The sequence below is a fragment of the Clostridium sp. KNHs216 genome (genome assembly GCF_006714885.1).
In the GTDB taxonomy this organism is placed as follows: domain Bacteria; phylum Bacillota; class Clostridia; order Oscillospirales; family Acutalibacteraceae; genus Caproiciproducens.
The window spans coordinates 413,119-425,952 of sequence record NZ_VFMF01000001.1; the positions used below are offsets into that span (position 1 = coordinate 413,119).

Consider the following 12,834-nt stretch of genomic DNA (forward strand, 5'->3'; position numbering starts at 1 on the left):
ACCGTTATGACTGGAACAGATATAAAGTGCCGCCCTGACCGCCCATTTGGCCGACATTGCTTGTATTGGAGCTATATTCGCCGGAATCCACCAACACCGCGTTTTCTTTTACATAAGACTCAATATCGGAACCGGAACTGCCGGAACTGCCGAAGCTTCCGCTCAGCAGGAAATAAGTGATTTTGCCTTCAGCGACAAGCGTTTTCAGCTGATCGACCGTAAGGGAATTGTCCGAACCCAGGAACCCTCCGTAAGCATAGCAGGGCAGCCCGGTATCAATGATGAACTGCGCTACGCTGCTGGAGCGCTGTGCGGTAACAAGGAAGCTGCCTTCTTTATAATTTTTCACCAGATAAGCTTCCAAAGAGGAGCTCTGCGAGCTGCCGTTGTCCGACAGCATACCGGTTCCGTTCCCCTGTCCGCTTTGCAGCAGCTCCGGACCGGCGTACGGCATTGTGGAATTCGTTACGCCCATGACCGGCGTAAGCGCCCAGTAAAAGGGAGCCGCTACTGAGGACAGGACAAGCACCACGAGGGAAACCGCGAGAACGCCGCGCTTATGTCTGACACAATAAACAGCGAACAGGAGGATTCCAACGCCCGCCGCGGCAAGCATAACGGGAAGCAGCCATGTCTTCAGTTCGGAATACCGCAAAACACAGACAATCTGCAGGGCAAGATTGAGAAGGAACGCAGCCAGCAGGAGCACGGGACGGAGATACTCCGTTTTTTTCTCCCGTCTGTGCTTCAGCCCGTTGTAGATGGTAACAATTCCGACGCCGCTCAGAACGGCAATTGCGGGCGCCATCATGCATAGATAATACCGGTGATAGAATCCGGCAAAGCTGAAGAAAACCGCCATGGTAATCAACCACAAAGACCAGAATACAAAAGCACCCTGACGTTCATTTTTTCTTCTGAAGTTCCATTTATTCACGCAGAGCAGCATGCTGCAAAGGGCGAACAGCAGGAACCAGGAACCTTGCCCGTATAAATTTGACGTCCACAGCCGCAGAGGGGATGCATTCCCGATTTCAGAGCCGCCCATCCCATTGGCACCCATATTGCGGCCGCCGTCCTGGCGGTCTCCGCGGCCGTCCGCACCGCCGTCAGGCATGTTCTGCCCGCTTTCGTAGGCGCCGTCGGACGTGCCCTGCCCGTTCCCATCCGCATTGCCACCGGGCATTCCCTGTCCGCTTCCATTCGTATTACTGTCCGGTGCGCCCTGCCCGTAACCGTCGGGAGGCGTCCCGTTTCCGTCGTCATTCATCTGTGGTGCCGAACCGGAAGCATCCCTGTCGGATGAGCGGCTAAAGCCGCCTCCCATTCCGCCGCCCATGCTTTGTCCGAACAGCCTTTCCGTGCCGTTATGGCCAAAAATCAGTTCGATCATGGAATTGCTGCTGGTGCTGTCCACGTAAGGCCGGTCTTCCGAGGGGTAAAATTCCACGGCAAGCACCCATGCGAAAGAGACTGCCAAAACAATGACCATGCTCAAAATCCCGGCAAGAATCCGTTTTCCGATTTTTTCTTTTGCAAAAAACAGATAAGTCAGGGCAACGGCGGGCAAAATCATGTATGCCTGCAGCATTTTAATATTAAAGCCCAAGCCGACAAACAGTGCCGCGAGAAACAGATATTTCCATCTTCCGCTGTCGATCGAGCGAAAAAGGAACCACGCCGCTGCCAGCAATACAAAAATCAGCTGCATATCCATCGTGTTGTTGCGCGATGCGACAACGACGACCGGGGTTATGGCAAAAATCAGGGCCGAAACAAGCCCGGCGGGCCGCCCGAAATACCGGGCGGTTAAAATGTAAATCATCACGGTGGAGGCCGCGCCCGCCAAAGCCTGCGGGAGCAGCATGGCCCAGCCGTGATAGCCGAAAATAAGTACGGAAATCGCCTGCGTCCACAAGCCGAGCGGGGGCTTATCCACAGAAACCATTCCGGCGGGATCAAATGAAACAAAGAAGAAATTTTTAAAGCTCAGCGTCATGCTTTTTACACACGCCGCGTAATATTCATTTCCGGTTCCGTAGTTGGAAATCGCGTAGAAGTTTAAGGTAAACGACAGCGCCGCAATCAAGATCAGCGCGGGGATATAAGGCTTTTTTCTGAACTTCACAATGATGTGCTGCATAGAAGGTCCTCCGATTCCTTGCAATCTATTACAGCGCCCAGTATAATTGCTGATTGTGAAGTTGACGTGACGGGAAAGAAAACAACAGCTAAATGTCTTTCTTGATCTTATCCAGCGCGGCCTTTTCCAGCCTGGAAACCTGCGCCTGACTGATTCCGATCTCCGAAGCAACCTCCATCTGTGTTTTTCCTTGGAAAAAGCGCATGGAAAGAATCCGCTTTTCTCTGCTGTTCAAATCGCGGATCGCTTCCTTCAGCGCGATTTCGTCCAGCCAGTTGGAATCGTCGTTGTTGTCGCCCACCTGATCCATCACATAAATGGTGTCGCCGCCGTCTGAAAAAACCGGCTCAAAAAGCGAAACCGGTTCTACAATGGATTCGAGCGCAAGCACCACATCCTCCCGCGGCAGGTTCAATTCTTTTGCTATTTCATCGATGCTCGGCTCGCGGTTGTTTTCCGCCGTCATTCTTTCTTTCGCCTGCATGGCCTTATACGCGGTGTCACGGAGCGACCGGCTGACGCGTATGGAATTGTTATCCCTCAGATAACGCCGGATCTCTCCGATGATCATAGGCACCCCATAGGTGCTGAAACGGACTCCCTGATTGATGTCAAAATGGTCGATCGCCTTGATCAGGCCGATGCAGCCCACCTGAAAAAGATCGTCGAGATTTTCCCCGCGGTTTGTAAAGCGCTGAATGACGCTTAAAACAAGACGCAGGTTCCCGTTAATGAGTTCGTCGCGGGCTTTCATATCCCCTTCTTTTACCCGGCGCAACAGCTGCATTTTTTCTTTTTCGGTAAGTACTTTTAATTTCGAAGTATTGACTCCGCAGATTTCGACTTTATTGTACTGCATGCCGTTCCCTCATTTCCATGGAATAACTTACTACCATTATTACCATGGGCGGGGTGATTCATGCGGAGCCGGCAGTAAAAATATTATGGGGAAAGGGAATTGCTTTTCCGTTATAAAGTCGTATATACTATAATCAATCAGTATCCTGTAAAAACAGGAAATAAGAGCAAACGAGGCGGAGCCATGCAAATTCAGATACAGCCGCAGGTTGAAACGGTTCTTCAAAAACTGACGGCTTACGGCTTTGAGGCCTATGTTGTCGGCGGCTGTGTGCGGGATTCCATCCTCGGATTGGAGCCGAACGACTGGGATGTGACCACATCCGCCCCGCCCGAGGAAACGGAACGCATTTTCAGCAGCTATCCGTGCGTAAAAACCGGAATTCAGCACGGAACCCTTACAGTGCTGATCAATCATCGGCCTGTGGAAGTGACCACCTTCCGGGTGGACGGACAATATTCCGACAACCGGCATCCGGACAGCGTCCGCTTTACCCGCAGCTTAAAGGATGATTTATCGCGCAGGGATTTTACCGTCAACGCTCTGGCCTATTCTCATGCCGACGGCGTAATCGACTGCTTTGGCGGGATGGATGACCTGAAAGACCGGATCATCCGATGCGTCGGAACCCCCGGCCTGCGTTTTCAGGAGGACGGGCTCAGAATTTTACGGGCGCTCCGCTTTTCCTCCGTACTTGGATTCTCCCCGGAGCCAAACACCTCGGCCGCCATCCTGTCCAATTGCGGGCTGCTCCAACAAATCGCCCGGGAGCGCATTCAGTCGGAGCTGACCAGGCTCCTTTGCGGAAACCCGTCCGAGGTGCTTCGAAAATACCGCACCGTGCTGGAGCAGATCATCCCGGAATTTTCTTCCGTTACTAATGTGAACGAATGGGAACACACGCTGAAAGCTGTTTCAAAGGTAGAAGCAACACCCGTTTTACGGCTGACTATGCTTTTATATCATATCCGACAATCTGCCCCGTCTGAACAAAGCCGAAACGAAAAAGAATCCTTTGACGGTTTCTGCAGCCAAAATGCCGAAGCCGTCAAGGCAATTCTTTTACGGCTCCGGTATGACAGCGATACGGTGAAAACTGTTTCCGAACTGACGGCGCTTCAACGGCTTCCTCTTCCCGCAGATGAAAGAAGCCTGCTGAAGCTTCTCCATCAGCACGGCAAAAAAACGCTGAGTTTGCTTTTCAAAGTGCGGGACGCGGATTTACGGGCGCAAAACCCGCCCGATACCCATGGACTGGAAGAACTGAAAAAAGCGGAAGCGATATTCCAAAGCATTTTCACACGGGAATTATGCTACTCTCTGAAGGATCTACAGATCAAGGGCTCGGATTTATTATCGATCGGCATTCCTGAAGGGAGCGAAATCGGCAGGATGCTTTCCCAGCTTTTAAACGCGGTGATGGATGGCAAATGTTTAAACCGGCGGGAAGCACTTCTGAAATACGCATTACAGTTAAAGGAAGAATACCATGACGGAAACAGTTGATCATACCTTTGGACCTGTTTATGATGAAAACTCAAGAATATTGATTTTAGGAACGATCCCTTCGCCGAAATCCCGCGAATACGGGTTTTACTACTCCCATCCGCAGAACCGGTTCTGGCGAATCGTATCGGATTTATACGGCCAGAAACTTCCTGAAAGCAATGCGGAAAAAATGGAATTTTTGCTGAGAAACCGCATTGCTCTTTGGGATGTCCTAAAAAGCTGCAAAATCTCCGGGGCGGACGACGACAGTATCCGCGACCCGGTTGCAAACGATATCGGGGCCTTATTAAAAGAAACCGATATCGGCGCGGTATTTACCACGGGAACAAAGGCCGCCGCTCTCTACCACAGGTTTTGTGAAAAAAGCGCGGGGTGTCCGGCCGTTGCGCTGCCTTCGACAAGCCCGGCCAACTGCCGTCACTACAATTATGAAAGCCTGAGAGAAGCCTACCGGGTGATTTTGAAATACACACTGGAATAAAGAAAGCGTCGAAAAAGGCGGGCATCGTGATGCCCGCCTTTTTTCAGCTTACGCGCTCCAGGTCCTTTTTCAGCCTTTCAATAATCCTTTTTTCCAGGCGCGATATGTATGACTGTGAAATACCAAGGGTGTCGGCTACTTCCTTCTGCGTATGCTCTTTCGTATTGTTCAGGCCAAAACGGAGCTGCATGATTTCCCGCTCCCGCGGAGCGAGATGCGACACGGCGGTCAGCAAAAGATTCCGCTCTACCTCCTGTTCAATGTTGCGGTTGACGGTATCCTGGTCGCTGCCCAGAATATCGGAAAGCAAAAGCTCGTTTCCGTCCCAGTCCACATTTAACGGATCGTCGATAGAGACTTCATTTTTTAACTGGGAGCTCTTGCGGAGGTACATCAGAATTTCGTTTTCAATACAGCGGGACGCATAGGTTGCCAGTTTAATGTTGCGCTCGGGGCAAAAAGTGTTGACTGCTTTAATCAGCCCAATCGTTCCGATCGAGATCAAATCCTCCACCCCGGCGCTGCTCGATTCAAACTTTTTTGCGATGTACACAACAAGCCTGAGGTTGTGGGTAATCAGCGGTTCCCTCGCATTCGGAACATTGTTCAGAATGTTCGTCATCACCTTTTCCTCTTCCTTCTTCGTCAGCGGCGGAGGAAGAGTCTCGGGCCCGTTAATATAGTGTACATGCCCGTTTAGACCTAATCGCAGCCATAATAATGACAGCTTATTTCCCATTTCCCTTATCAGCTTATTCATTCCCATTTTCACTCTTTCCCTTTTGCCGCTGCCGCCGCGGCTGAGAAACGCGCCTGCCTACGGCCAAATTTAGGCTGACGTTTTTTGCAGTAAGTCCGGATTTAAGAGCGCGCTGAACGCTCCAAGCTTCGATTTGGTTACCGCTATGTATACCTCGTGTACTTCAATTTTCTCTCTTCCTGTCATGACTGTCAGTTTATCCGGTTTAAACGCCGGAAGAAGCCCTTCCCCGGAAACCGCCTGAAACGGCACCAGCCGGATTTTCCCGCTTTCGTGCTGCGGGGCGATTCCGTCGAGACAATCCTCACAGACAACGGCGACCGGCGCGTTTGAAAACGGCTCGGTCAGCGTGTTTCCGGTATCCACCTTTGCGGCACAGGAAACCGACTTTCCGTTAAAATCGATCTGAATCCGGCAGAAAAGGTCTTCCGGAGCCTGACGGCCCGTAATACGGTGGATCAGACGTATGATAAAATAGCACACGATTGTCAGAATAATCAGAAGAAGCGGTGAAACATTGAAATAAACCACCGAGTTTTTGATGATGAGCCCCTGCGGAGCGATAAAATACCACAGCGCGAGCATGAAACCCGCAAAGGCAAAGCTCATGATATAAAAGGCGGCCAGTTCTCTCAGAAACTGCTTGATTCCGTAATAGGGATACGCAAATAAAACAATCAGTCCCGACACGGCCAGCTTAAAAGCCAAGGATAAAAAGAGATTGGTTTCGGGCAGCAGAATAGAAAGAGAAGCGGCCGCACCCAGGGCCGCGGCTGCAACCATTCTGGAACGTTTCACCGGCAGCGAAAGAAATTTTGAAACGGCAAGCAGCAAAAAATAATTAATAAATAAGTTGATACCGACCAGTACGTCTATGTAAATCGTCTGCTTCAAAGAGATCCCTCCCTGCGCTAAAAATAATTATACCGGTGCAGGGTCAAACATTGTGTCATAAATTGTATCCGATTCAGAATTAAAATTGTATGTTTACAATAAAAAAACGCCGGTCCTCACAAGAACCGGCGTTGCGTTTTATTTGATTCACATTTTCGTACTTCTGTTTTTCCTGCTGGGTTTTCTGCTGTTCATTTACGGGAAGACCATTCCTCTTTTTTATTTTATTTTTATGGTTTTTACGGCCAATAGAAATGTACATATTTTTTATTGATTTCAGGCAACTCTATGTAGCCTCGCGTTCCTCTTCGTCAAGATCAAGGCCAAAGCTGATAGATAGAGCCTGATTGACCTGTGTCATTGCCGTATTATCAAGGCGCCCCATGCGCTCTTTCAATCTGTGTTTGTCGATTGTACGAACCTGTTCAAGCAGGACAACGGAATCCTTTGCGAGTCCGGTGGTCTGGGCATTGAGCATAATATGCGTTGGAAGGTTTGCTTTTGCTCGCTGGCTGGTTATTGCCGCGGCAATCACGGTCGGACTGAACCGGTTTCCAACATCATTCTGAACAATCAGCACAGGTCGGACGCCGCCCTGCTCAGAACCAACAACCGGGCTTAGGTCGGCATAATAAATATCGCCTCTTCTAATGTTCACATTTTTCACGCTCCGAATAATTTATGATATAGGGTCTGCGATTATTGTTGACATTCTCCAGACGATTTATTCGCATGCAGTCCCTAACACATAATATTATTTAGACGCGGGGGTTGACATAAAATTAAATAGAAAAAAGGGTGCAACCGCTGTCACACCCTTATTGTGTATCGTCGCGCATCTGCGCTTTCAGTTTTTTTTGAGGAATGGAAATGGTTTGAATCTGCCCTGTACTTCTGTCGGCGGTCATTGTGAAATCAATGCCCTCCACAGTGCCGGAAAATTCATCCCCATGCGTTCTGGTAAGGGAACCGTCTTTTTCTGCATAGTCCAGAACCTGCAGTAAAACGACCGCAAAAGAGGTGTCCGGCAAAACGCACTCAACGCTTTTGGCGGAAAGTCCGCTGTAGGAAACAGAAAATCCTTCGCCGCTCCAATCGTAGGTCAGGCCGTTCATGTCCCCGGAAAGGAACTGCACGTTCGCCCTTCCGGGCGCGTCGCGGCTCAATGCGCATTGTATTTTTTCGCCGTTGTAATCAATGTCGGCCGTGCAGTGAAAACAGAAAACGATGTCTTCGGCTTTTATTTCCTGCGCCGCACAGGCAGAAAAAGAGAAAACCAGAAAAAAAGAAAACAGGCATATCGCTGTCCGGCGCATAGCTTTCCACTCTCCGCACAAAAAATACGGTTTTACCGCTCAAGCTCCAGAAACAGACCCGGAAGCATACCGATCATGTCCGTCGGCAGCATGGCACACTGGGAAAACGCTTTCGCACAGCGATCCCCCGCCTCACCGTGAAGATACACCGCGCCGACCGCTGCTGCCGCAGGGTCAATCCCCTGTGCAATAAAGGAAGCCGCCATTCCCGCCAGAACATCCCCGCTGCCTCCCTTTGCCATTCCGGGATTTCCCGTTGGATTGAGATGTACCATTCCGTTCGGCTCCGCAATCAATGTTCCGGCGCCCTTGAGCACGAGGATGACATGGTGCTTTTCCGCAAAGCTCCGGGCATATTCAAACCGGTGGGCCTGCACATCCTTTACGGTGGTCTTCATCAGACGGGCCATCTCCCCGGGATGGGGAGTCAGCACAACAGGAACGCGGGCTGTTTCTAATACATTTATATTCTCCGCAAGGATGTTTATGCCATCTGCGTCAATAATGAGGGGAACCTGAGAATCGGAAACGAGACCGCATACGATCCTCGTCATTTCTTCCCCGCGCCCCAGCCCGCAGCCGATCAGGCACGCGCTCGCTTTGGACAGGGCATCCTCCAGCGCCTTATGTCCGGCGGGAAGCATCGTTCCGTCCGGCGCATAGTCAAGCAGGGTGAAAACCGGCTCCACAATCTGGGAAGCGACGATCGGGTAAATCGTACGGGGAAGCGCCATATCCACAATACCGGTCCCGCAGCGAACAGCCGCCTTTGCGCTCATTACCGCCGCTCCGGCCATTCCGTCGCTGCCGCAGAGGCACAGCAGTCTGCCGTAATTCCCCTTATTACTGAGCGGGTCCCGCGGCCCCAGCAGGGATTGTGCCGCCGAAAGCTCCGTTACCTCAAACGTCGACTTCTGGCTTCCGACGAGATCCGCGCCGATCCCGATCGGCGCCACGGTCACCTGTCCGCAGTAATCCTGCGCGGGCTGAATCAGATGCCCATTTTTCAGGGTGGAAAAGGAAACCGTATAGTCCGCCCGGATGCATTCCCCGTCCACCGCCCCGGAATCGCAGCCGGCCCCGCTGGGGATATCCAGGGAAACCACCACCGCGGCGGAATTTCGCACCGCGTGAAAAACCGGAAGGATTTCTTCCGGAACACGGCCGTGAAATCCGGTCCCGTAAATGGCGTCGATGATGAAGTCGGCAGAGGCAATGACGGTTTCCGCCTTCCCGTTTTCCTCACCGTCCAGAATTTTTACCGTTGTATCCTTCAGACGCAAAAACACGGTCTTTGCAAGGTCTGTGCGGGGAAGGCCGTCGGTCATCACCACGGTAACCGGCACGCCGAGCTCAAACAGCTTACGCGCCATCACATAGCCGTCCCCACCGTTATTTCCTTTCCCGCAGAGAATCACGACTTTCCGTCCGGACAGGCTGAACTTTTTCCGCAGGAAGCGGACGGCCGCGGCACCGGCGTTTTCCATCAGCTCCAAATAGCTGATCCCGGAGTCGACGGCTTTTTTTTCAAGCTCTTTGCTCTGTTCACAGTTTAATACCTTCATTTTCAGGCTCCTCCCCGATCACAACCGCCGAAGCGTATTCTTTTGTATGGGTCACACTGACCTGGAGAACAATTTTTCTTTTCTGCACGATTTTCAGCGCACTGCCGCGCAATTGAAAATAAGGCCTGCCGTTTGCCTCTCTTAACAGCTCCACCTCGCCGAGCGAAAATCCGCGCATCCCCGTGCCCAGCGCTTTGGAAAAGGCTTCTTTTGCGCTGAAGCTGGCGGCGACGCTCTGAACGGGAAATCCGCGCAATTCAAGCTGAGCGTACTCGGCGGGGCCAAGTATCCTCAGTAAAAAGCGCGGATTCTCCATGGATTTTTTGATTCTTTTTATTTCAACTAAATCAATTCCTGCCAAAAGCATTGACTGCTACCTGCCTTGAAAGAAATGGTTTGATCGCAGACAGGACTTTTTCGCTCGGGCTGAACAGCACCAGGATCCTCCCCTTTTGGGGATGGCGCGCCGCAAGGTACCAGGCGTCCCTGCCGTTTTCATATTCCGAAGCGTTGAACCTGGCCGAATAGGACTGCTTTTGATGATCTTCCTTCCGGTACCTGCCCAGAGCTTCAATGTCGTGCGCATCAACGGAAATCACTTTTTTTCTGCTCCGGCGGCTGATGATTTTATCGATCGTAATATCACTGTTGGTCACGCTGTATTCGTATTCCAGGCTGCGCGAAGAAACCAGATAGTAATCCAGAGCAAAAATACCAACCATAGCCGGCAATAAAAGCATGGGTATGTACACCGCCAAAAGCGCAAGAATCAGGCAGCTTGCCACGAGGACCCCGGCAAATACGAACCAATCGCTTTTCCCCATTCTTTTTCTGATCATTTGTTCAACAAAAATATCCATTTTCAATCTCTCCAACCGAATGCTAATTTATGGGATATTGTAACATATCGGTTTGTGCATTACAAGGGATTGAACCCCCGGCAGCGGAATTGTTGACGGATTCTTTATCACATTCCCCAGATTTGTATGGCATATTCCCTGACCGCCCTGTCACTCGAAAATTTTCCGGCGCCGGCTGTGTTCAAAAAGCCTTTGCGGGAAAATGCCTGACGGTTGCTGTAATCGGAAATCGCCCGCAGCCTTGTCTCACTGTAAGAGAGCAAATCATACAGAACAAAGTAATGGTCCGGCTTGTGCCAGCTGGCTCCGTCAAGCAGGGAATGGTACAGCTCCCGGAACATTCCGGTACCTCCGTCGTCAAACATGCCGTTGACAAGAGTATCCACCACCGCCCGTACCCTTTCATTCTGCTCATAAATCGTTCTCGGGTTGTAGGAGTCCGCAATTTTTTCGAGCTCCTCCACACGCGCTCCGAAAATATAATTGTTTTCTTCCCCCGCCTGCCGGATGATCTCCACGTTCGCTCCGTCCAGCGTTCCGAGCGTTACCGCGCCGTTGAGCATCAGCTTCATGTTGCTCGTACCGGAAGCCTCCGTCCCCGCTGTCGAGATCTGTTCGGAAATATCGGCGGCAGGCATGATTTTTTCCGCATAGGACACATTGTAATTAGAAACAAAAACGACTTTCATCAAACGGTTGACGTCCGGGTCATTGTTGATTTTATTGGCTATTTCATTGATGAATTTAATGATTCCCTTTGCTCTGAGATACCCCGGGGCCGCTTTGCCGCCAAACAGAAAAGCCGTCGGGTTAAAATTCTTAATTCTTCCGTCCTTTATGCCGAAATATAAATCAAGAATGGAAAAAGAGTTTAAGAGCTGACGTTTATATTCGTGCAGCCGTTTCACCTGAACGTCAAAAATAAATTTGGGATTCAGTCTGATTCCGTCATGCTTTTCAATATAGTCGGAAAGCTGCTGTTTTTTTATCTGTTTGATTTGCGCAAACTGGCGGATAACGTTATCGTCGTCCTTATATCGTTCCAGATTTCTGAGCTTTTCCAAATCCGTAACCCAGCCACTGCCGATCTTATCGGTGAGAAACCCGGAAAGCTCCATGTTGGAAAGTGCCATCCAGCGCCGCTGTGTGACTCCGTTGGTTTTATTGTTAAACCGCTTTGGGTAAATCTGATACCATTCTTTCAACACGGAATTTTTCAGTATTTCCGTATGGATTTCCGCCACACCGTTCACGGAATGGGTAGCGAAAACAGCGAGCCGCGCCATATGGATCACCGAGTTTTCGTCAATAATCAGATACGGCTTCTGCGATTCCTCTGTCGTAATCCCCATACCGGACAGCTCTTTGAGCAGGGCTTTATTGATCATGACCACATACCGGTAGACATTGGGGAGCACGCTCTTGAACAGCTTTGCGTCCCATTTTTCCAGCGCTTCCGCCATAATGGTATGGTTGGTATAGGCAAACGTCTGTCTTGCGATTTTCAGCGCCTTGCCGAAGGACACCCCCTCCCCGGAGACCAGAAGCCGGATAAATTCGGGGATGGACACCACGGGATGCGTATCGTTCAGCTGGATCGCGTACTCCGCTGAAAAATGCATGAAATCATTTCCATATCTTTTTTTATAGGTCCTGATCAGGTCCTGCAAAGACGCGCTTGTGAAAAAATACTGCTGCTTCAGCCTGAGCTTCTTCCCCTTGTCCGTCGTGTCGTTCGGGTACAGTACGCTGGAAATGGCTTCCGCGTCGTCCCTCTCCCGGACGGCAAGATCAAATTTCTGGTCGTTAAACAGCTGGAAATCAAACGGGACCACCGGCTCCGCCTGCCAAAGACGCAGGGTGTTCACTGTGTTCGCTCCGTACCCGATGACGGGCGTGTCGTAGGGAACCGCATAGACCGTCTGGTTTTTGAACCTGACCTCTACTTTGTCCTCTTCTCTGCGCTGAGACCACGGGTCGCCGAACTGCTGCCAGGTGTCCACGGTCTCTTTCTGGAATCCGTTTTCAAAATACTGCCTGAAAAGGCCGTACCTGTACCGGATTCCGTAACCGTTCAGGGCGATCCCCTGTGTGGCGGCCGAATCCAGAAAGCAGGCGGCGAGTCTGCCAAGCCCTCCGTTTCCGAGCGCCGCGTCTTCGATCTCTTCAAAAACGGCTACGTCTATATTATTTTCATGAAACAGCTCAGAGAGCTGGTTCAGAAGTCCTAAATTTTGTAAATTGCTGTAAATGAGCCGTCCGGTTAAAAATTCGGCGGAAAAATAGCAGGCCTTTTTACCGGCGTCCGGCGCTTCCCATTTGGACTTCACCTGCTTCATTGCCGCCGTCGAAACCGCATGATACAGTTCCGAAACATCCGCCTGATGGATCGTTTTACCGTTTTCCAATTCCAAAAGGGTTATCACATCGTTCTTAAATGTGTTCAT

The 12,834-nt window shown here is 50.8% G+C and carries 12 protein-coding genes; 2 read left to right on the top strand and 10 right to left on the bottom strand.

Going from position 1 to position 12,834, the window contains the following annotated elements:
• Positions 1-4: 4 nt before the first annotated feature.
• Positions 5-2,143, bottom strand: a complete 2,139-nt coding sequence (locus LY85_RS02080) for a glycosyltransferase family 39 protein (RefSeq protein ID WP_141825273.1) — start codon at positions 2,141-2,143, stop codon at positions 5-7.
• An 88-nt stretch (positions 2,144-2,231) separates the two neighbouring features.
• Complete coding sequence (sigG, locus tag LY85_RS02085; protein WP_038324238.1) at positions 2,232-3,002, bottom strand: RNA polymerase sporulation sigma factor SigG; 771 nt, start codon at positions 3,000-3,002, stop codon at positions 2,232-2,234.
• A 183-nt stretch (positions 3,003-3,185) separates the two neighbouring features.
• Here sigG and LY85_RS02090 point away from each other — a divergent pair, with 183 nt between their 5' ends.
• Together LY85_RS02090 and LY85_RS02095 are read left to right on the top strand one after the other, a co-directional pair.
• Entirely contained in the window at positions 3,186-4,508 is a 1,323-nt protein-coding gene (locus tag LY85_RS02090) for a tRNA nucleotidyltransferase (RefSeq protein WP_141825274.1), read from the top strand.
• Positions 4,492-4,992, top strand: a complete 501-nt coding sequence (locus LY85_RS02095) for a DNA-deoxyinosine glycosylase (protein ID WP_141825275.1) — start codon at positions 4,492-4,494, stop codon at positions 4,990-4,992. Before LY85_RS02090 ends, LY85_RS02095 begins: the two co-directional genes overlap by 17 nt.
• 43 nt (positions 4,993-5,035) lie before the next feature.
• On the opposite strand, the gene sigE is transcribed toward LY85_RS02095, so the two are convergent.
• The 8 genes from sigE to LY85_RS02135 all read right to left on the bottom strand — a co-directional run bounded on the left by sigE (position 5,036) and on the right by LY85_RS02135 (position 12,834).
• Positions 5,036-5,731: an RNA polymerase sporulation sigma factor SigE gene (gene sigE, locus LY85_RS02100; protein WP_038324532.1), complete on the bottom strand. Its 696-nt coding sequence runs from the start codon at positions 5,729-5,731 to the stop codon at positions 5,036-5,038.
• Between the two features lie 90 nt (positions 5,732-5,821).
• Positions 5,822-6,646, bottom strand: coding sequence for a sigma-E processing peptidase SpoIIGA (locus LY85_RS02105; protein WP_141825276.1), 825 nt, complete (start codon positions 6,644-6,646; stop codon positions 5,822-5,824).
• 286 nt (positions 6,647-6,932) lie between these two features.
• Positions 6,933-7,304 carry a type II toxin-antitoxin system PemK/MazF family toxin gene (locus tag LY85_RS02110; protein WP_038324246.1) on the bottom strand — a complete coding sequence of 124 codons (372 nt, stop codon included), beginning with the start codon at positions 7,302-7,304 and terminating at the stop codon, positions 6,933-6,935.
• A 160-nt stretch (positions 7,305-7,464) separates the two neighbouring features.
• Entirely contained in the window at positions 7,465-7,962 is a 498-nt protein-coding gene (locus LY85_RS02115; RefSeq protein WP_141825277.1) for a hypothetical protein, read from the bottom strand.
• 32 nt (positions 7,963-7,994) lie between these two features.
• Positions 7,995-9,527: an NAD(P)H-hydrate dehydratase gene (locus LY85_RS02120; RefSeq protein WP_141825278.1), complete on the bottom strand. Its 1,533-nt coding sequence runs from the start codon at positions 9,525-9,527 to the stop codon at positions 7,995-7,997.
• Positions 9,508-9,894 carry a holo-ACP synthase gene (gene acpS / locus LY85_RS02125; RefSeq protein WP_141825279.1) on the bottom strand — a complete coding sequence of 129 codons (387 nt, stop codon included), beginning with the start codon at positions 9,892-9,894 and terminating at the stop codon, positions 9,508-9,510. Before acpS ends, LY85_RS02120 begins: the two co-directional genes overlap by 20 nt.
• Complete coding sequence (locus tag LY85_RS02130) at positions 9,875-10,387, bottom strand: DUF6106 family protein (protein ID WP_141825280.1); 513 nt, start codon at positions 10,385-10,387, stop codon at positions 9,875-9,877. The genes acpS and LY85_RS02130 overlap by 20 nt, the downstream gene beginning before the upstream one ends.
• 107 nt (positions 10,388-10,494) lie before the next feature.
• Positions 10,495-12,834 carry a glycogen/starch/alpha-glucan phosphorylase gene (locus tag LY85_RS02135; protein WP_141825281.1) on the bottom strand — a complete coding sequence of 780 codons (2,340 nt, stop codon included), beginning with the start codon at positions 12,832-12,834 and terminating at the stop codon, positions 10,495-10,497.

What these genes read in the sequence shown, in the direction of transcription:
- sigE (WP_038324532.1), bottom strand. Translation starts at nt 5,731, where the DNA reads ATGGGAAATAAGCTGTCATTATTATGGCTGCGATTAGGTCTAAACGGG.
- LY85_RS02130 (WP_141825280.1), bottom strand. Translation starts at nt 10,387, where the DNA reads ATGGATATTTTTGTTGAACAAATGATCAGAAAAAGAATGGGGAAAAGC.
- sigG (WP_038324238.1), bottom strand. Translation starts at nt 3,002, where the DNA reads ATGCAGTACAATAAAGTCGAAATCTGCGGAGTCAATACTTCGAAATTA.
- LY85_RS02115 (WP_141825277.1), bottom strand. Translation starts at nt 7,962, where the DNA reads ATGCGCCGGACAGCGATATGCCTGTTTTCTTTTTTTCTGGTTTTCTCT.
- LY85_RS02120 (WP_141825278.1), bottom strand. Translation starts at nt 9,527, where the DNA reads ATGAAGGTATTAAACTGTGAACAGAGCAAAGAGCTTGAAAAAAAAGCC.
- LY85_RS02090 (WP_141825274.1), top strand. Translation starts at nt 3,186, where the DNA reads ATGCAAATTCAGATACAGCCGCAGGTTGAAACGGTTCTTCAAAAACTG.
- LY85_RS02095 (WP_141825275.1), top strand. Translation starts at nt 4,492, where the DNA reads ATGACGGAAACAGTTGATCATACCTTTGGACCTGTTTATGATGAAAAC.
- LY85_RS02135 (WP_141825281.1), bottom strand. Translation starts at nt 12,834, where the DNA reads ATGAACACATTTAAGAACGATGTGATAACCCTTTTGGAATTGGAAAAC.
- acpS (WP_141825279.1), bottom strand. Translation starts at nt 9,894, where the DNA reads ATGCTTTTGGCAGGAATTGATTTAGTTGAAATAAAAAGAATCAAAAAA.
- LY85_RS02080 (WP_141825273.1), bottom strand. Translation starts at nt 2,143, where the DNA reads ATGCAGCACATCATTGTGAAGTTCAGAAAAAAGCCTTATATCCCCGCG.